The sequence below is a fragment of the Armatimonadota bacterium genome (genome assembly GCA_016223145.1).
Classification (GTDB): domain Bacteria; phylum Armatimonadota; class Fimbriimonadia; order Fimbriimonadales; family Fimbriimonadaceae; genus Nitrosymbiomonas.
The window spans coordinates 212,041-230,324 of the sequence record JACRPN010000001.1 but is presented as its reverse complement, the minus strand read 5'-3'; the positions used below and the strand labels follow the sequence as shown (position 1 = coordinate 230,324).

General features: G+C 61.5%; 18 protein-coding genes. 5 read left to right on the top strand and 13 right to left on the bottom strand.

Annotated elements, in window-relative coordinates; all coding sequences use genetic code 11:
* Nucleotides 1-709 (bottom strand): c-type cytochrome (locus HZC36_00995; protein ID MBI5705547.1); only part of this gene is annotated, 709 nt, incomplete at its 3' end.
* A 395-nt stretch (nt 710-1,104) separates the two neighbouring features.
* Between HZC36_00995 and HZC36_00990 the strand changes: the two genes are divergently transcribed.
* Nucleotides 1,105-3,669: an alpha-galactosidase gene (locus HZC36_00990; GenBank protein MBI5705546.1), complete on the top strand. Its 2,565-nt coding sequence runs from the start codon at nt 1,105-1,107 to the stop codon at nt 3,667-3,669.
* On the opposite strand, the gene HZC36_00985 is transcribed toward HZC36_00990, so the two are convergent.
* The 10 genes from HZC36_00985 to moaA form a co-directional block, all read right to left on the bottom strand.
* Nucleotides 3,656-4,255: a PEP-CTERM sorting domain-containing protein gene (locus HZC36_00985; protein MBI5705545.1), complete on the bottom strand. Its 600-nt coding sequence runs from the start codon at nt 4,253-4,255 to the stop codon at nt 3,656-3,658. The two genes, HZC36_00990 and HZC36_00985, sit on opposite strands and share 14 nt — an antisense overlap.
* 249 nt (nt 4,256-4,504) lie before the next feature.
* Nucleotides 4,505-5,596: a 3-deoxy-7-phosphoheptulonate synthase gene (locus tag HZC36_00980; GenBank protein ID MBI5705544.1), complete on the bottom strand. Its 1,092-nt coding sequence runs from the start codon at nt 5,594-5,596 to the stop codon at nt 4,505-4,507.
* Between the two features lie 15 nt (nt 5,597-5,611).
* Nucleotides 5,612-6,724, bottom strand: coding sequence for a histidinol-phosphate transaminase (gene hisC / locus HZC36_00975; GenBank protein MBI5705543.1), 1,113 nt, complete (start codon nt 6,722-6,724; stop codon nt 5,612-5,614).
* Nucleotides 6,725-6,727: 3 nt separating this feature from the next.
* Nucleotides 6,728-6,946 (bottom strand): hypothetical protein, encoded by a 219-nt coding sequence (locus tag HZC36_00970; GenBank protein ID MBI5705542.1) that lies wholly within the window; start codon nt 6,944-6,946, stop codon nt 6,728-6,730.
* A 13-nt stretch (nt 6,947-6,959) separates the two neighbouring features.
* On the bottom strand, nt 6,960-7,631 hold the full coding sequence (locus HZC36_00965) for an ankyrin repeat domain-containing protein (protein ID MBI5705541.1): 672 nt from the start codon (nt 7,629-7,631) through the stop codon (nt 6,960-6,962).
* A gap of 219 nt (nt 7,632-7,850) precedes the next feature.
* Nucleotides 7,851-8,282: a molybdenum cofactor biosynthesis protein MoaE gene (locus HZC36_00960; protein ID MBI5705540.1), complete on the bottom strand. Its 432-nt coding sequence runs from the start codon at nt 8,280-8,282 to the stop codon at nt 7,851-7,853.
* An 8-nt stretch (nt 8,283-8,290) separates the two neighbouring features.
* Complete coding sequence (locus HZC36_00955; protein ID MBI5705539.1) at nt 8,291-8,530, bottom strand: MoaD/ThiS family protein; 240 nt, start codon at nt 8,528-8,530, stop codon at nt 8,291-8,293.
* Nucleotides 8,527-9,759: a molybdopterin molybdotransferase MoeA gene (locus HZC36_00950; protein ID MBI5705538.1), complete on the bottom strand. Its 1,233-nt coding sequence runs from the start codon at nt 9,757-9,759 to the stop codon at nt 8,527-8,529. The genes HZC36_00955 and HZC36_00950 overlap by 4 nt, the downstream gene beginning before the upstream one ends.
* Nucleotides 9,756-10,685 carry a bifunctional molybdenum cofactor biosynthesis protein MoaC/MoaB gene (locus HZC36_00945; protein MBI5705537.1) on the bottom strand — a complete coding sequence of 310 codons (930 nt, stop codon included), beginning with the start codon at nt 10,683-10,685 and terminating at the stop codon, nt 9,756-9,758. Before HZC36_00945 ends, HZC36_00950 begins: the two co-directional genes overlap by 4 nt.
* Nucleotides 10,682-11,668 carry a GTP 3',8-cyclase MoaA gene (gene moaA, locus HZC36_00940; GenBank protein ID MBI5705536.1) on the bottom strand — a complete coding sequence of 329 codons (987 nt, stop codon included), beginning with the start codon at nt 11,666-11,668 and terminating at the stop codon, nt 10,682-10,684. The genes HZC36_00945 and moaA overlap by 4 nt, the downstream gene beginning before the upstream one ends.
* 443 nt (nt 11,669-12,111) lie before the next feature.
* Between moaA and HZC36_00935 the strand changes: the two genes are divergently transcribed.
* The 4 genes from HZC36_00935 (at nt 12,112) to HZC36_00920 (ending at nt 15,979) form a co-directional block, all read left to right on the top strand.
* Nucleotides 12,112-13,614: an AAA family ATPase gene (locus HZC36_00935; GenBank protein MBI5705535.1), complete on the top strand. Its 1,503-nt coding sequence runs from the start codon at nt 12,112-12,114 to the stop codon at nt 13,612-13,614.
* A 325-nt stretch (nt 13,615-13,939) separates the two neighbouring features.
* On the top strand, nt 13,940-14,731 hold the full coding sequence (locus HZC36_00930; protein ID MBI5705534.1) for a prepilin-type N-terminal cleavage/methylation domain-containing protein: 792 nt from the start codon (nt 13,940-13,942) through the stop codon (nt 14,729-14,731).
* Nucleotides 14,728-14,868 (top strand): hypothetical protein, encoded by a 141-nt coding sequence (locus HZC36_00925; protein MBI5705533.1) that lies wholly within the window; start codon nt 14,728-14,730, stop codon nt 14,866-14,868. The genes HZC36_00930 and HZC36_00925 overlap by 4 nt, the downstream gene beginning before the upstream one ends.
* Nucleotides 14,869-15,004: 136 nt before the next feature.
* Complete coding sequence (locus tag HZC36_00920; protein ID MBI5705532.1) at nt 15,005-15,979, top strand: endonuclease/exonuclease/phosphatase family protein; 975 nt, start codon at nt 15,005-15,007, stop codon at nt 15,977-15,979.
* A 7-nt stretch (nt 15,980-15,986) separates the two neighbouring features.
* Here HZC36_00920 and HZC36_00915 read toward each other — a convergent pair whose 3' ends face one another.
* Both HZC36_00915 and pckA read right to left on the bottom strand, forming a co-directional pair.
* Entirely contained in the window at nt 15,987-16,406 is a 420-nt protein-coding gene (locus tag HZC36_00915; protein ID MBI5705531.1) for a hypothetical protein, read from the bottom strand.
* 190 nt (nt 16,407-16,596) lie between these two features.
* The gene (gene pckA / locus HZC36_00910; GenBank protein ID MBI5705530.1) at nt 16,597-18,093 is read right to left on the bottom strand and encodes a phosphoenolpyruvate carboxykinase (ATP); all 1,497 of its coding nucleotides are present in this window, start codon (nt 18,091-18,093) and stop codon (nt 16,597-16,599) included.
* Nucleotides 18,094-18,284: the final 191 nt, after the last annotated feature.

The window sequence follows — 18,284 nt, the reverse complement described above, 5'->3', positions numbered from 1 at the left end:
CCCTTAAGTGTCGGCCTACGGTATAGGCCCCTCCGTCCACAAGTATCGTTCTACCATCTGCACCGTGGCAAATTGCGCACTTTGCCGCAAAGATGGCGTCGCCATTGGCCGCGTTGCCGTCCTTGCCGATGTTTGCGAATGAGATCGTGCCCGTTGGATAGGCGCCCCCAGTCGTCGAATCGTACAATTGGCTCACGTCGATGGCTTGAGTCTTGAGGAACTTCACGATGATCCAGATTCTCTGGTCCGTGAAGATGGAGCCGTAATCCGGCATCTGGTCGCCCACTGTCGGGTTGTTCACAGGGTGATAGGTGGAGAGGTCCGCGCTGATGGCGCGCCGACCCGTGGACCTCTTGATGGCGTCGAACAGCTCCTGTGGCGACAGAGCCGCTGCAAGCGCCGCGAGGTTGACCGATGAAACATTCGGCCGACTGGTCTTGGCTGCCCGATTGATGTAGGCCCCTCCTGTACCAAGCAGGTCCCATCCGTGGCACTGCTTGCAGCGGAAGAAGTCGGGAAAGGCATTGAAGATCGAGAGGTTGGGATCGTCCTGATCCCAGCCGACCTCCTTCGCCCAGAACTTGTCATAGGCCTTTCCACCTGGAATGCCCTGGGCCGAAACATAGCCCGCCGGATCGCTGATAATGGGTGCAACGCTGCCGGATCCCCCACAGCCGACTATCGCGAGAAGAAAACTAGTTGAAGCCAAGATGACAGTGAAGCAAACTTTTTTGGGAGCTCTCTTAGGGGACATCGGTATACCTCCAACGTACGAAAGAGCAGTGTACTTAGGTCCTAAGCTAAATCGGTGGATAGTGAGGATTCTATACTTTTATTCATAGTATCGATGAGTGTAGGTCACGATCTGAATATGTCATTAGAGGAGCTGCAACAGGGCCCATTAGAGAGGAAGCCCGCCTCACACAGGGCCGCCCCTGCACCGTCCTGAAACCGCGCCATTGCGTCCGCAACCATCGTCTTTTGGCGTCATCGGTGCGATGCGCGGCGGATCGCGGAAGGAACAAAGTGGGAGGCACTCCTCGGGTTGCATGAGGTCCGGGCTATAGCCACCCACTATCGCCAGAAAGCAAGTAACCTTGCCGCATGGCCGGATTCCTGTTCGGGCTCTTGGCGGCGGTGGCCGCCGCGACTCTTCCCCTCAGCCAGGGCGACAAGTCCAAGCCACTAAAGATCGCCCAGCCTGAGTTCTCCTTCGTCTATGGCGGACGCTCCTCCCAGAGTCTCCTACCCACCTGGAAGCCGGCCACATCGAGCCGCCGCCTCGACGCCGGCCGCAAGCAGGTGGTGAGAACCTGGCGCGATCCTGCCTCGCACCTCCTGCTCACCAGTCGCGAGGTTTGGTACGCCGATTTCCCTTGCGTGGAATGGACCCTCACCTTCAAGAACGAGGGCAAAGCCGACACACCGATCCTGCAGGACATCCAGGCCCTCGACCAGCCATTCGTGCGTACGGGAGCCGGCGAGTTCCTGCTCCATCACAACGTGGGCTCTCCCGCCAGCAAGAGCGACTACGGCCCTCTGGAAACCCCCTTGGGCCCAAACGCCTTCAAGCGCATCGGCGCGGCCGGCGGGCGGCCGACGAACACCGACATGTCCTATTTCAATCTGGCCTATGATGGCGGCGGCGCGCTGATCGTCGTGGGCTGGCCCGGGCAATGGACTTCGACGTTCGCCCGAGACGCGGGCAGCACCCTTCGGGTTCGCGCCGGGCAGGAATTGACCCACTTCAAGCTTCACCCGGGCGAAGAAGTCCGCTCGCCGCTGATGGTGGTCCAGCGCTACAAAGGCGACTGGATCGACGGGCAGAACCAATGGCGGCGCTGGATGATGGCCTATGGTATGCCCAAACCGGGCGGCAAGCTCCCCCAACCCATGTTGGAGGCCAGCAGCAGCCGTGCCTATGGCGAAATGATCGGGGCGAACGAGGCCAACCAGATCATGCACATCGACCGCTACAAGGAGGAGCGCATCCCCCTGGACTACTGGTGGATGGACGCGGGCTGGTACATCCAGGAGCAGGGTTGGCCGCAGGTGGGCACCTGGGAGCCCGATCCCAAGCGCTTCCCGAGGGGCTTCAAGCCGATCAGCGACCACGCCCGAAAGAACGGAATGAAGACCCTGGTCTGGTTCGAGCCGGAGCGCGTTGCGCCGGGCACGTGGCTGGCAACGCACCACCCCGAATGGCTGATCAGCCCGCTCGGGGCGCTGCGCGCTCAAAGGGCCTCCAAGCTCGGCACAGGCGAGCCCTGCGCCGTCTTCAACCAAAGCGACACTCAGACCCGCACGCTCGGTATCGTTTGGGAGCCTAGGGAGTTCAGCCTGCATCCGGGACCAAAGGGTGAGTATGCCGTGGCAAGGTACACCGCTGACGCCTCACGCCGAGTTTTCGTGGACGCCCGCTTCTTCGGCTGCGACGGCCGCACCACCACGGACGGCCACGTGCTCCTGAACGGCAGACCGCTTTGGAATGGAAAGGTGGACCGCCCTGCGGGCAAAGACGAGGCCCTTTGCAGACTTCAGGTGGATCTCAATCCGGGCGATACGCTCGACTTCGTCGTGGGCTATGGCAACGGAGCGTTCCATTACGACACGACGGGCTTAACGGTCCGGCTAAGCGAGCGAGAAGGGGCTGCGCCCTTTGCCGCATTAGGCAGGATGCCTAGCCATTCAGTGGCTGGTACGGGTTGGACCTTCGGCTGGCTCCCACCAGCCCCAGCCCCCGATGCATCGGCTTTCTCCAAGTTCGACAAAGAGGTCGAGGGTGGCAATTCGGGCAACCGGCTGCTCTATCTAGGCAACCCGCAAGCGCTCAAGTGGCTGATCGAGCACGTGGACGGGTTGATCACCAAGAACGGCATCGGCCTCTACCGTCAGGATTTCAACTTCGACCCTCTGGAGTTCTGGAGATCGAACGACGCGCCGGACCGCCAGGGCATCACCGAAATCAAGCACGTCACGGGCTATTTGGCGTACTGGGACGAGCTTCGCCGACGCCACCCGAACATGCTGATCGACTCGTGTGCCTCGGGCGGCAGGAGGAACGACTTGGAGACCATGCGCCGGTCGGTTCCCTTGTGGCGCAGCGACTATGCTTTCGAGCCGATCGGCCATCAGTGCATGACCTACGGAATCTCCATGTGGCTCCCCTACCACGGCACGGGCACGGTGGCCCAGGTCGATGCCCCCTATTATGGTGGAGGACCGACCGGCGTGGATCCCTACGCCTTCTGGAGTAACACCGCCCCGAGCTTGGGCCTCGGCATCGACATCCGCGAGCGGGGGCTGGACTACGAAACGCTGAGAAAGCTGATCGGCGACTGGCGGGCGACCGAGCCCTACTGCTACGGCGACTACTACCCCTTGACGCCCTACAGCCAAGCCGAGGATGTCTGGATCGCTTGGTCGTTTGTCATGCCCAAGGGCAAGTCGGCGTTGGTCATGGCGTTCCGAAGGCAGAAGGAGCCCACCGGCAAGGTTCGCCTGGTGCTTCGGGGACTTGATCCAAAGACGTCGTACACCGTTCGCGCGAGAACCAACGGGGTCAAAACAACAACTCGCGCATCAGGCATGAGCCTGATGCGCGAGGGTCTCGACATCGAAGTTACAAAAGTGCCCGGCGTCGCCGTGCTTGAACTTACGAGCGGGTAGCGCGTCGGCGCATGAGCCCGAGAAGTCCGATGCCGGCGACCACCAAACTCGAGGGCTCCGGCACGGCGCCGTAGCCATGGTTGTCGACCATGATGTACTCATCGGAGTTCGCCGCAACGTACACCCTACCGATTCCGGCGGCATTCTGCCAGCCAAAGAACCCGCCGTTGACCGCGGTGGAGCTCAAGAGGTTGTTCGAGGTGTCGTACACGTCGATGACGCCGCTCATGCCATAGCCCGAATAGCCCTGCATGTCAAACCCAAAGGCTGTCACGAAAGACGTATAGGTGATCGTGATTCCGGCGCCGCGCCAAGCGCTGCTGTCGGCCAACGTGCGGGTGTTCAGACCGAAATAGCCGTTGTCGTTCCACCACAAACTGTTTGCTGAGTAATCGACCCCCGCCTGGACCAGTCCCGGGCCATAGCCAGCAAACGTGCTGCCTGAGTTGAGGACCGCGCTGGCCTGGTAGAGCTGGCCAGAAGGAAGCTGGCCATTGCCCTCAAAGTCCTCCATGGTCATGTTGCCGCCGAGGATGCCGGCAAGGGCTGCTTGGCTCGCGATCTGCTGAGCGCTAGCTTGAGCCACCAAGAGTAGTGTGCCAGCGCCGGCCAGCACAGCCAATTTTGCGAAAGATCTCATGTGTATTCCCCCTTTTGGAGTGAAGTGGAAGGCCAACGCCACCCACCTGGACCAATGTTAACTCGCACCTTTGGAGCCAGCCAAGACTCCAAAGAAAGTATCTCAGAAAACCAGCAAAAGCACTGGGCTGGCCGACCTATTCAGGAACTGAGATGCGAAGCATCCGTGGTTTGCCTATCCAGGAGCCCTCCGAGGCTACACCGCCCGCGCCAGAGTCTCCAGCATTGACTCGGTCTCAACCAGGTCCACGCAGGAGTCGGTGATGCTCTGGCCGAAAGTTTGCGGCGCATCGGCCGACCAATCTTGTCGCCCCGCGACCAGGTTGCTCTCGATCATCACACCCATCACGCTCCTTGACCCTGCCATGTGCTGTCGCGCGATCTCCTCGGCCACCAGATGCTGCTTGGTGTGGTCCTTGCCGCTGTTGCCGTGGCTGCAGTCCACCATCAAATAGGGCGGCAGGTTGGCGCGCTCCAGCTTGTGAACCGCCTCATCGATGTGCGCCTCGTCGTAATTGGGGGTCTTCGCCCCGCCCCGCAGAACGATGTGGCCGGTGTTGTTTCCGGTGGACTGGAAGTGCGCTGCCACACCGTCCACGGTGTTCGAAGCAAACCAGTGGGGCATCCTCGCCGCGAGCACGGCGTCCACAGCCGGTTGGACCCGCCCGTCGGTGGCGTTTTTAAACCCAATCGGCATTGAGAGACCGCTCGAAAGCTCGCGGTGCGTCTGGCTCTCCACGGTTCTCGCCCCGATCGCCCCCCAAGAGACCAAGTCCGCGATGAACTGGGGCACCGTCGGATCGAGGAACTCCGTGGCACAAGGCATCCCGGCATCGTTCAAATCGCTGAGGAGCTGGCGCGCCTGCCGCAGCCCGTGGTTGATCCGATGCGAGCCGTCCAGATCGGGATCGTAGATGAACCCCTTCCATCCGCCGACCGTTCGGGGCTTTTCAAAGTAGGCGCGCATGAGGACCAGCAGTTTGTCTTCGTATCGCTTGCGTAGGACTCCCAACCTCTCGGCATAAGCACGCGCGGCGGCGGGATCATGAATGCTGCAAGGGCCAACGATGGCAAGCATCCTTGGGTCCCCGCCGAAGACTATTCCTTTCGCGGCCTGGCGCGCCTGAAGCACAACCTTGGAAGCTGCTTCAGAGCGGGGGATGTCCTCCTCGCGCAGAATCGCCGGGGCGATCAAGGGGCGCGTCGCCTGGATGCGTAAGTCTATGAGGGCGTGGTCCGCCTCGGGAGGTGAGGAGTGGCCGTTCCCCTCATCTCTTGATCCCTTCATCTCTTCACTTCCCACCTAAGCCGGTGCTCCAGAGACCGCTTCGCGCAAGGCGCGTGCCAATTGATCCAGGTCCTCGTCAGTTCCCGCGCTGACCCTCAGGCAGGTCGGACACCCAAAAACGTCACCCGTTCTTGTGACGACCCCTTGCCTCAAAAGCGCGCCGGCAATCGGCTTGGTGTCGCGCCCAAAGTCGGCCCAAACGAAGTTTGCCGCGCTGGGCGCCACCTTGGCGCCGGCCTCCTCCAGCATCGCTGTGATCTTGGCCAGCGAGGTCCGAGTCTTGCCCACGGTCTCCGCGACATACGCGCCATCCTCCAGCGCCGCCACACAGGCTGCTTGGGCGGCGCGGTTGACGTTGAATGGCTGCCTCGCCCGCTCGATGGCGTCGGCAATCGCCGGGCTGGTGAACGCATACCCGCACCGAATCCCAGCCAAGCCGTAGGCCTTGCTGAACGTGCGCAACACGAGCACATTGGGCCTCCCCGCGAGAACTTCGAGTCTGCCATCCGGGTAGTCCTCACACCCTTCGGCAAACTCAAAATAGGCTTCATCCAGCACAAGGAGCACGCTATCAGGGAGCCCCTTCAGGAACGCTTGCAGTTCCGGCTCCCGGGCATAGGTTCCCGTCGGGTTGTTGGGGTTCGCCAGAAAGATAATCTTGGTGTGCTCGCTGACCCGCTCCAGAATAGCCTTCAAATCGTGCGAGAGGTCTTGCTTCAGTGGCACGCTCACGAACCGACACGGCGCGATCTGGGCGGAGTGGGCATACACCACAAACGAGGGATCGCTCGTGAGTATCTCATCCTCCGGGTCGCCCAGCAAAATCCACCCCGACATCCTCAGAATCTCGTCTCCGCCGTTTCCAAGCGCGATCTGATTGGCCGGAACGCCGAAATGTGCGCTGATTCCTTCCCGAAGCAGATGAGCCGAGCCGTCCGGATAGCGGTTCAGCCCGTCGGCATGTCGGACCAGCGCCTCGATCGCCTTCGGTGAGGGTCCCCAGGGATTCTCATTCGCACCGAGCTTTGCCCACCGGCCCACCCCAAATTCCTTGGCCAAGACGTCGAGTGGCTTGCCCGCCGTGTAGGCGTGCATGCCAAGAACATTGGGTCGAATCGGGGGCGCCACGCCCTATTCTGGCGTATTGCGCGTGCGCTGCGATCCCTTGGCGTTCCCACCATGTGGACCCAGGTCTGGGAGCATTTCCTCGCGCGTAGGTCGATTGCGCCGGACCCTGGAGTCATCCCTTGTCTTCTCACGCAAGTACCTGACGATCGGATCGTCCTCATCTCGCCCAATCTTGAGGGCGATCATCAGCGGCGTCTCGTTGTCGTTGTTCAGCACCTTCAAGGGTGCTTTCGCCTCAGCAAGGGCGATCGCTGCATCCACGGTTGAGAGCCCGTTTCGCGCCACATAGTGAATCGGCTGATTGCCAAGGGCGTCTACGGCTCGAGGGTTGGTGCAGCGCCGTCTGGCCCTGCTTGGTGGTCGCGTCCACCTTTGCACCATGCTCCAGAAGAAACCGGACCACCGGGAGCTTGCCTCGCCGCACGGCGAGGATCAGCGGCGGGTCGGAAACGGCCTCCTTCATCCCATTGGGGTCGGCGCCGTTTGATAGCAGGAGCTGGGCCATTTCGACGGTCGTCGCGAGGCCGATGGGCGCGGGTTTGAGTCCGCCGCCGTTCGCGGGGGCCTTATGGTCCAGGAGCACCTTGACCGTCTCAAGGGAGCCGGACTGCACCGCCAGCCCGAGCGGCTCGGGCGCGGACCCTGCCGATTGCAGTCCTGCCCGGTGCTCCAGAAGCAGCTCCGCCATCTTGGCGTCCCCGTTGAGACAGGCGATCCCCATGGCCGTAAAGCCGCGCTTGTCCCGCGATTCGACGAATCCGCCGCTCGCCAAAAGCTCCTTGGCCTTGGCAACGTCTCCCGCCGCAACGGCGTCGATCATATCGGACTCGGACGGCGGCTCCCCGCAGCCCGCTACAATCGCCGCAGCAAGTGCAACGAAAAACAACCACGAACGCCCTCTCGACATGACTCCATTGTAGATGCTTGCACGAAGGCCAAAGGTTGCGGGGGCAATTGGCAAACCCTTAAGGGACGACCCTGCACGGGTCAGCAGAGAATAGCCATAGGTTGAGCGCGAGTCTCCGGACCCCGAGCTGTCGAGACGACGCCCCTGGACAGTGGCCACCAATCCCCCGCACCCCGCAAGGGGTGCTATATCGGCAGACTTCTGCCTATGGAAAACCGATCACGCTGCGCCGGGACCCTCGACGTTCACCCACGTCGCGTCCCCCTCGCGGTACGTCTCCTTTTTCCATATCGGCACACGCTCCTTGATGGCGTCGATGACCCAGGAGCAGGCGGCGAACGCCTCTTGACGGTGGCCTGCAAGCACATCGATCCGCACGGCCACCTCGCCAATCTCCAGCACGCCGATGCGATGGGCGCACCAGACTGCCTGGATAGGAAATCGGGAGGCGGCTTCCGCCATCACCCTTTCGCCCTCTTTCACCGCCATGGCGACATAGGCCTCATATTCCAACCGCACCACCTCACGGCCCTGATGATGGTCGCGGACCCAACCCTCGAAGACGACGTGAGCCCCCGCGCTCTCAAGCGATAAATCGGGCGAGCCGATCGGGCTTTCGGTGATCTCGAAATGAGTCGCGACGTCAGGCATGGCTCTCCTCAACCTCCCGCCACCGGCGGTATCCAAACGACGGTGTCGCCGTCACGCAAGGGCGTATCAAGGCCGACATACTCCAGGTTGATGGCCGCGCGGACGTGCTGTTCCTTCAGCCGAAAGCCGTGGCGCTCCGCAAGCTCACGGTAGAGCTCGCGGCACGTGGTGGCCGACGTCTCCAGCGCTTCTTCGGAGAGTCCCCGCTGATCCCTGAGCGCAGCGAAATACTGAATCGTGACTTTCACGGCCACCTCCAATCGAACGGCGAAACCGTCACTCTCGAGCCCGCCGAAACATGCTCGGCGTTTTGAGGAAGGTGGATCAGTCCCGATGCACCGCCCATCGAACCGAGCATGTGCGAGCCCCGGGCCTCGATCGGTCTTGCCAAGAGCCCGGACTCCGTGTGCTCCAGTTCGCAGCGCACGAACTCCATCCGCCCCGGCGCCTTGTGAAGTTCCGACGCAAGCGTCGCAGGCCATTCCGGCTGAGACTGAAAGCCGTTTCCGTTCAGCGCTCCAAGAGCGGGCACGGCAAACAGCGCGAACGTCACCAACGCCGAAACCGGATTCCCAGGAAGGCCAAACACGAGCCGCCGCCTGCCTTCCGACTCCCAGACTCCGAAGGCCACGGGCTTGCCGGGCTTGATCGCCACCCGCCAGAACACCTCGCGAACCCCCAGCTCGCCCAGCGCCGCCCGGACCAGGTCGTGCTCCCCCACCGACACACCGCCGGTGGTCACCACGCAGTCACACTCGAGCAGCAAAGCTTCTAGTTTGGCGCGGGTCTCGTCGGGGTCATCCTTGGCGCGATCCCGAACGACATGAGTCAGCCCGAGGGTCTTGGCGGCGGCCTCGATGCCAAACGAATTCGACTCGTATATCCCCCCCGGCGATAGCGAAGCCCCAGGCTCTGCAAGCTCGTTGCCCGTGGCGAGAATCCCCAGCTTGGGCGGCCTCGTGACCGGAACTTGCGCCATTCCCAGACCGGCGAGCGAGGCCAATAACTGAGGCGTGATCCGAGTCCCCGCCTCAAAAAGCCTGTGGCCCGTCCGGTACTCCTCCCCTTGCCACCGGACATGCGCACCCCGCTCGGCTGGATGTACAAACCGAACCGAGCCGTTTTCAGCGCTCACATCTTCCTGCATGACCATTGCGTCGAAGCCGGAAGGTATGGCAGCGCCCGTGAGCACCTGCACCGTCGAGCCTTCCGGATACGCAAGGGACCCGGCATCTCCTGCCTGGACCTTGCCACAGAGAGGGAGTTCGACAGGCGACTCAGGGCTCGCCTGTGCCAAATCTATGGCCCGCACGGCATACCCGTCCACCGCAGAATTGTCAAATCGCGGCGCATCAAACGGCGCCTTCACCGATTCGCTGAGCGACCGGAAAAGGCACTCATCAACGGGGAGGCTCGTCGGCTCAAGGGGACCCACCTCGGCGGCGATCTTGGCGAGGGCCTCCCGATAGGAGATCAAGCCGTGGCGCCCTCCGAGACCGGTTCATGCCTACAGCCCTCGCGCACCTGGAGGATATGCAGCAGATAAGGGAACAGCGCTGTGAGGCCATCCTCCACAGCCGCTGGAGAACCTGGAAGGCACAGTATCACCGCCTCGCCGATGAGCCCGCAGACGCACCGGCTAAGCATCGCGTAGGGGGTCCGCACTTGCCCAAATGAACGGAACGCCTCATTGGCGCCCTCAAGTTCACGTTCGAGCATCGGGCGCACGGCCTCGGGCGTCACGTCGCGCGGGCCAACACCGGTTCCGCCGGTCGAAACCACCATGTCGAAGCCTTCTGCAACCGCGGACTGCACCGCGTGCCGGATCAGGTCGGCCTCGTCAGCGACGACCTGCATGGCCACATCCAGCCCGAAGTCTTGCAGCCTTTCGTTGAGGATCGCACCGCTCAGATCTTCGGCGTCGCCACGGCTGACCGAATCGGACACCACCAGCACCAGCGCCCTCTTCCCCACCGCTTGCGCCTTTCGGAAATCGGACTTGCCGCCCCGCTTTTCGAGCAGCCGGACCCCGACGATCTCCATCTCCTCGTCAACCATCTTCAGCATGTCATAGAGGTTCAGCGCTGCCGCCGCCGCCGCGGTCAGGGCTTCCATCTCGACACCCGTTTTGTAGATGGCTTTTGCCTCACAAGTAACTCTGATCCAGCTCTCCCCCATCTCGAATTCCACGGTCAGAGCAGTCAGAGGTACGGGGTGGCAGTAGGGGATAAAGAGCGGCGTGTTTTTGGCGGCCGAGACGGCGGCGACTTTGGCCACGGGCAGCGGATCGCCCTTGGGCACCTTTCCATCACGGATCATCTGGAGGGTCGAAGGGCTGGCGCGCAGCTCTGCGACCGCCTTCGCGGTCCGAAGCGTGTCGATCTTCTGTGTGACGTCTCTCATCCGCCGATGCTCACCATGGGCTTGTTTTCAATCAAGGGAAGGACATCCAGCGAAGCGTGCCCTTTGGGTTTGCGCAAGACCGTGGACCGGATTACGTCTGCAAGCTGGTCGTCGCTGGCCCCAGCCCTCATCGGATCGCGCAGGCTGACCTCGAGTGGCGAAAATAGGCAAGGTTTGAGCGCGCCTTCGCTCGTCAGCCGGAGCCTGTTGCAGCCGCCGCAGAAGTCCTCGGTCATCGAGGTCACGAAGCTGACCATGCCGGAAAACCCAGGAACGCGAAAATCCTTCGCGACGGCGCTGGGCTCCGTCACGATCGGATCCAATTCGTAGCGAGCCTGAATGTCCTCGCGCATCTTGCGATAGGGGTAGAGCGTTCCCTTGCTCCACCCGTTGGAATCGAACGGCATGAACTCGATGAACCTTACGTTGAGCGGCCGCTCGCGGGTGAGCTCCACGAAGTCCAAGATCTCGTCCTGATTGACGCCGTCCATCACGACGCAATTGACCTTGAGCGGAGCAAAGCCCGCCTTGAGCGCGGCGTCGATCCCAGTCCACACGCTGTCGAAGTGCTTGGTTCGCGTGATCGCCTCGAAGCGCTCTGGTCTCAAGCTGTCCAGGCTTACGTTCAGCCCGGTCAGGCCGTTGTCCCGATAGGTCTGAGCCATTTTCGGGAGCGTAAAGCCGTTGGTGGTCATGAGCAGGCTTCGCACACCCTCGATCGCGGCGATATCGGCGATCAGGCGCTCGTGGCCCTTGCGCACGGTCGGCTCTCCGCCGGTGAGGCGCACCTTGTCCACCCCCATCTTCACAAAGAGCTTGGTGAGCCTAAGGATCTCTTCGTACGTAAGGAGCTCATCGCGCTCGCGCCATGGGACGCCTTCGGGCGGCATGCAATAGACGCAGCGGAAGTTGCAGCGATCCGTCAGGGAGATCCTGAGATAGGAGTGCCTTCTGCCAAACCGGTCGATGAGCTGCGGCGTCATAGGGTCCTCTATTGTAGAACGCATTTCAGGTTCGGTCTATGACGGGGGTCAGGTGGAAGAGCGTGAGTTACAGTGAAGGGATAAAGCGATGATGGGATGATGGGTGAGCCCCTCCCTTGTTTTTGACGAAGTCGAAAATGCTTCCGAGTCCCGGCTTGTCGGGAAGGGAGGGGTTGTCGCAGATCCCGCCGAGCGTAGCGAGGGCAACGAAGTCGGGAGGGGTGGAGACTCGGGGAACAGCAGCGCAGCGTCCTCGCGCACCAAAGAACCCGCCCCCTGTCCCTTCGTCCCTCCGTCCCTTCTTCCCTTCATCTCATCATCCCTCCCCCCACCCTCATGCACCCTCACTCATCCTCATTCATCCTCATGCACTCAAGGGCCAACGCCATAACGCCCCAACGCCCTATTGCCTCCATGCTCCCCCCAGGTACCCTTCAACCCGCATGGACGAAGCCGGGCAGATCGAGGTTTTGATTCGGGCCAAGTACCCGATCCTCTACGTTGTCTCTTGGGAAGAGCGAAGGGTCGAGGAGGCCGTCACCAAAATCTGCACGGACCTCGGCCGCAAACTGCACACATGGTCGGTCACCCAGGGCATGCGCCCTCAGGTGCAGCGCACCAGCGGGCCCGACAAGCCCTCGGCGCTTTCCGGCGAACTCGAAGCGCTCGCACTCATCCACGAGGCGCCCGAACGCACGGTTTTTCTCCTCCGCGACTACCACGCCTTCCTCAAGGACTACCGCGTCGTGCGCCTGCTGCGCGACCTTTCCTTCCGACTGCGCACCCGCGCCCAGACTTTGATCCTGCTGGCGCCCACGCTGAATCTCCCGGTCGAGCTTGAAAAAGATGTGACGGTACTCGAGTTCCCGCTGCCCAACGCCGAGGACATCGACGAAGTGCTCAGCAAGGTCATCGAAGCGGTCAAGGACGACCCAAAGCTCGACACCAAGCTTAAGAAGCAGGAGCGCGAGCTCATCGTCAAGTCGAGCCAGGGACTCACGCGCGACGAGATCGAAAACGTTTTCGCGCTCAGCCTGGTCAGCAAGAGGCGCTTCGACATGGAGGCCATCCTCGAAGAGAAGAAGCAGATCGTGCGCAAATCGGGGCTGCTGGAGTACTACCCCGCCGAGAACAAGCTCGAAGACGTTGGCGGACTGGAGCTTCTGAAGGAATGGCTGGGCCGGCGCAAGGAGGCCTTCACCGACAAGGCCAAGGAGTTCGGCATTCCTGCGCCAAAGGGCGTGCTGCTCCTCGGGGTACAAGGCTGCGGCAAGTCGCTGGTGGCCAAGGCGATCGCGGCGAACTGGAACCTGCCGATGCTCAAAATGGACGTCGGCCGAATCTTCGGAAGCCTGGTGGGCCAAAGCGAGGAAAACATGCGCAGGGCGATCCGCATCGCCGAATCCGTTGCGCCCTGCATCCTCTGGGCCGATGAACTGGAGAAAGGCTTCTCTGGAATCGGGGGTTCGGGGGTTAGCGATTCCGGCACGACGGCGCGCGTTTTCTCCACGTTTCTCACGTGGATGCAGGAGAAAACGAAGCCTGTGTTCCTGATCGCCACAGCCAACGACGTGACCAAGCTTCCCCCCGAAATGCTCCGCAAGGGGCGATTCGACGAGATATTCTTCGTCGACCTCCCCGACGCAAAGGAGCGGGAGCAGATCTTCAAGATCCATCTCAAAAAGCGAAAGCGCGATGTTTCTAAGTTCAAGCTCTCAGAACTGGCGAAAACCACCAAGGGATTCTCAGGCGCTGAGATCGAGCAGGTGGTCGTGAGCTCGCTCTACACAGCCTATGATGCCAAGCGCGACATCACCACCGAGGACCTGAAGACCGAAGCCGGGGCCACGGTTCCCCTCTCCGTGATGATGGACTCTGAGATCGAGGAACTCCGCACCTGGGCCGAAATGCGCACCCGCCCCAGCAGCAAGAACGACGGCGACTGACTTTGGAGTGCGGCGACCTGGCGCCGGTTTTGCAGTATCGGTGCCGCCCCCTCACCCCAGTTCGCTACGCTCACAGACCTCTCCCCATTGGGGCGAGGTGATCCATCGCGCTTCGCCCAATGCCCTAACGCCCCAATGCCCCAACGCCCTTCTCTCCAAACTTCGCCACAACTGGCAACCGATGGCGCGAAACTTGATGTAACCTAAATCAAGCTTTGAGAACGCGAAAGGAAGGTGGACTTTGGTCTGGCGCTGCCCAACGGGCAGAACTTTTCGAGGCTCTAAAGGCATCCAGTCAGTACCACCGTAACGGAGGTGACCTTTGTTGAAGAAAGCATTTACGCTCATCGAGCTTCTGGTCGTGATCGCCATCATCGCGATTTTGGCCTCGATCCTGTTCCCGGTCTTTGCCCAGGCGAAGGCGGCGGCCAAGGCGATCGTCACGATCTCCAACTTGAAGCAGATCAACCTCGCGTTGATGATGTATTCGAGCGACTACGACGATCTGGCGGTGCGCGTTTATCCTCCAGGCCCGAACCAGTACGCCCGGGAAGACACCTGGGTTGGCCTAACCTACCCCTACTGCAAGAGCCGCCCGATCTATTGGGACGGCGTGCGGTCGAAAAACCTGGACGACACGTTTACCGATCCCGATGACGGCACCGTGTACACCTGGGCATGGTTCAACAACCTCGGCATCAACCACGACGGCTACGCGGCGATGTACGGCGGAACCGACTGCTTCAACCCATACGGCTCAACGGCAGACGCCGATGCACAGCCACGAAGCCTGACGTCGATCGATCCGCCCGCAGAACGCGCTGCGATCATGCCCACCGTTTGGGGCGGCAAGACCAACGTCGGCTGGATGCGCTTCCTCGGCTGGTACGCTGCCTGGCCCTACAAGAACCCCCAGAACTATTGGAGCTGGTGGAACGAAGTCTGGGATGCGACGTTCGTGTATCCCGCCAAGCGCCTGACGGTCGGATTCTCTGACGGCCACGCTGGCAAAGTCGGTCCGCAGATGTTTGTGCCTGAAGATTGGTCGTACAACGCAAGATGCTCGGTCGGAGAGAAGCTCTGGGGCTTCTGGGGCCGTCCTTGGCAAGGAACATGAAAACGCTCTGCTGGATCACGCTCGCCGTTTTAGTGGCCTGGACGTCCATCGGCTGCGGCTGTAACGAAACCATCCCAAGGGGCGACGACAAACCTCCGTTTGACCGCAAAGGCACTCCGAAACCGCCGTCTGGGTAGTTCCGGAACAAGTCCCAGAGAGGCCCTCTTGTCAATTGACGTGGGGGCCTTTTTACTTGGGCACGGATGTCCTTCCGAATCCGTTTCTTCTGACATGGGAGCTGGGGAGTCCAGACGTCCAAGTGTCGCCCGACGAATGGGGCCTATCCTTGCGGGCCTCATCCTAACCGCTCCCTTGCTGGCCTACCTTCTTGAGACGTTTGGGGCCGAAGACGGTTGGTTCACGATGTTGGTGACCTACCTGCCGCAGGGCCCGCTCACGCTGGGCCCAATGGCAATTGTATGCTTTGCCGCCTGGAGGCGAAGATGGAAAGTGCTCTGCGCTGCTTCGGCCTCCTTGCTGCTTGCCCTTCATCTTTGTGGACCCTGCTGGCGCGGCGCCAGAACAGATTCCAACGCCGATGAGGCCGCCTCGGTCCGCGTTCTCACCTTCAACCTCAAAGAAGGCAACGAAGACCCTGAGCGCATCGCGCACCTCATACGCGAAACGGACCCGGACATCTGCGCCTTTCAAGAGGCCAAGTTCCTTAGAACCTGGTCGCCAAAGTCCAAACCGATCCTCCTCGCCCTTCCTGGGAGGCTCGCCACGTTCGAAAACCTGGCCATTGCCAGCCGGTGGGGCGTTCGACGGCAGTGGACCACCGACTACCAAACACCAACCCATCGCTGGGCGCTCTTTGCAGAGATTGACTGGCAGGGCAAGACGCTGGTCGTCGCCTCGACGCACCTCAACCCCGTCCACTGGGATCGGTTTCTGTTAGGTGAAATCGGCAAGCTGCCGGACCACCTTAGGGTTTGCGGACGGATTCGGCTGGCGCAGGCAGAGAGCATGATCGCGGAGACCGCCAAGATCGACCCAAAGACGCCCGTTATCCTGTGTGGCGACTTCAACGGCCCGCCGCAAGGGCGCGTGTATCAGAAGCTCTCTTCAGAGTTCAAGGACGCCTTCCGTGAAGCCGGAGCGGGATTTGGGTTGACGATCCCATCTTCCCTTCCTCTCACGCGCCTCGACTATGTATGGGTCCGCGGCACCTCTCTCGTAAGGAGCTGCTCCGTTTCTCCTGCTTCAGGCTCCGATCATCGTGCGCTGCTGGCCCAGATCGTGCCCTGACTCTGATTCAAAACTCTGGGATTTCCTTCGCCGCTGCAGCAAGCCTCGGCCCTCGCGGGCCAACAGGCACTCTGGCCGGAACACCGCCCGCCGCATCGCCCCAATCCTCGCCTGGCCAGCCGCCATAGAAATCATCCAGCGGACCCCCTGACGGCCCCACCCATTCCGCCGCCGGCACCAGGTTCCTCCACTCGGGGTTTTGGGTGGACACCAATTCGGCAAGCCGTCGCCCGGACATTCTCGACAGCTTGCTGGCCCTGCGCAGGGCGTCAAGCGTCGTTCGGACCTCTTCGACGTAAACGATCTTGAGTGGCTTGCCGGCGCGACGCTGCTCGACGGCCAGTGTCACGTCGAGATCCTTGGTTATGCGGACTTGGAGCCAAGGGTCGTCTCCCGCGAGGATGAAGAGAAAAGTCGGGCGCGCCATCAGAGGGTTCCCCTACTGGCATTCTACGACGATTTGGCTCCGATTGCGGCCCAAAGTTGCTCGAACTTGACACCCAAAGGATGCAAGGAATGCCTCCGCCCCTTCAGGGGTGGAGGCTTAGGGGCTGAATAACCCGAACTCAAGCCTCCACCCCAGAGGGGCGGAGGCTTGAGTGTTTGCCAACCCAAAGCTAGGCGAACTTCTTATAGTTCGCTTCAAACATGCCAAAAAGCTCTTGCGCCTTGGCGTCGTAGGCTTTGCCGCTCTTCCAGGTGCCGCGTGGCAATAGAATGTGGTCGGGCACGTCGGGGCATGCCGTGGGCACATTCAGCCCAAACACCGGGTCCTTCACGTAGCTCACCTTGTCCAGCTTGCCGTCGAAGGCAGCCTTGATCATGGCGCGCGTGAAGGCCAGCTTCATGCGGTTGCCGACGCCGTAGGGACCGCCGGTCCAACCGGTGTTGATCAGCCAAACGCGAGTCTTGTGCTGCTCGATCTTCTTTCCGAGCAGGTCGGCATAGACCCTCGGACGTAGCGGCAGGAAGGGCGCGCCGAAGCAGGTTGAAAAGGTGACCTGCGGCTCGGTAATTCCGGCCTCGGTGCCGGCGACCTTGGCGGTGTAGCCATTCAAGAAGTGGTACATCGCCTGTTCGGGCGTGAGTTTGCTGATCGGTGGAAGAACGCCGAAGGCATCGCACGTGAGGAAGCAGATGTTCTTCGGATGGCCGCCAACACTCGGGATCACGGCGCCCTCGATGAAGTCCACAGGATAGGCGCAGCGTGTGTTTTCGGTCAGCGAACAATCGTCGTAATTTGGCACCCGGCCCTCGTCGAGCACCACGTTCTCCAGCACCGATCCGAAGCGGACCGCGTTCCAAATCTGGGGCTCGCCCTCTTTGCTCAGCTTGATGCATTTGGCATAGCATCCGCCCTCAAAGTTGAACACGCCGTCGTCGGTCCAGCCGTGCTCGTCGTCGCCGATGAGCTTTCGGCCCGGGTCGGCAGAGAGCGTGGTCTTGCCGGTGCCCGAAAGGCCGAAGAAGAGCGCGGTGTCGCCCTTGGACCCGATGTTTGCCGAGCAGTGCATCGACAGCACACCTTTGAGCGGAAGAAGGTAGTTCAGGATCGTGAACACGCTCTTCTTCATTTCGCCGGCATAGTGAGTGCCAAAGATCAGCACCATCTTCCTGGAGAAATCGAGCGCGATCACGGCCTCGCTGCGGGTGCCATCCTTCTCGGGATCGGCAGTGAGGGTGCAAAGGTCGAGGATCGTCCAATCCGGCGCGTAGAGGGCGAGTTCAGCTTCGTGGGGGCGGATGAGAAGCTGCTTGATGAAGAGGGCATGGTAAGGACGCTCGACGATGAACCGAGCCGCAATGCGGTGCGCGGGGTCCGCTCCGCCATAAGTGTCCACCACGAAGAGCCGCCTTCCTTCAATGTGGGCTTTGGCTTTGTTCAGGAGCCTCTCGAAGGTCTCCGGTGACATGGCCTGGTTGTTGTCCCACCAGACATTCGGTTCGCTGCCGGGCTCGCGGACGGTGTACTTGTCCTTGGGGGTGCGCCCGGTGTATTTGCCGGTGAGGGCAACTAGGGCGCCGTTCGCTGCGAGTTGATCGCCATCCCGGACGCTGAGCTCCACCAGTTCGGGTGTGGAGAGGTTGCGGAGGGTTTCGCCTGTGAATTCCATTTCGAAGGGTGCGTTTGAAGGAGCCTGTGACGCCATTGTCGGTCTACCTTGCAAGCCCAGTGTCAACGCATGGGGAGGCGCGACGATCGGCTGCGGATGGGGCATTTTACCTGGGACGTCCCGCCGAGACCCCTCTGGAAACCCTACCAAGGTGTAGGGATTTGGCAGGGAGGGTGCATGAGGGTGAACGA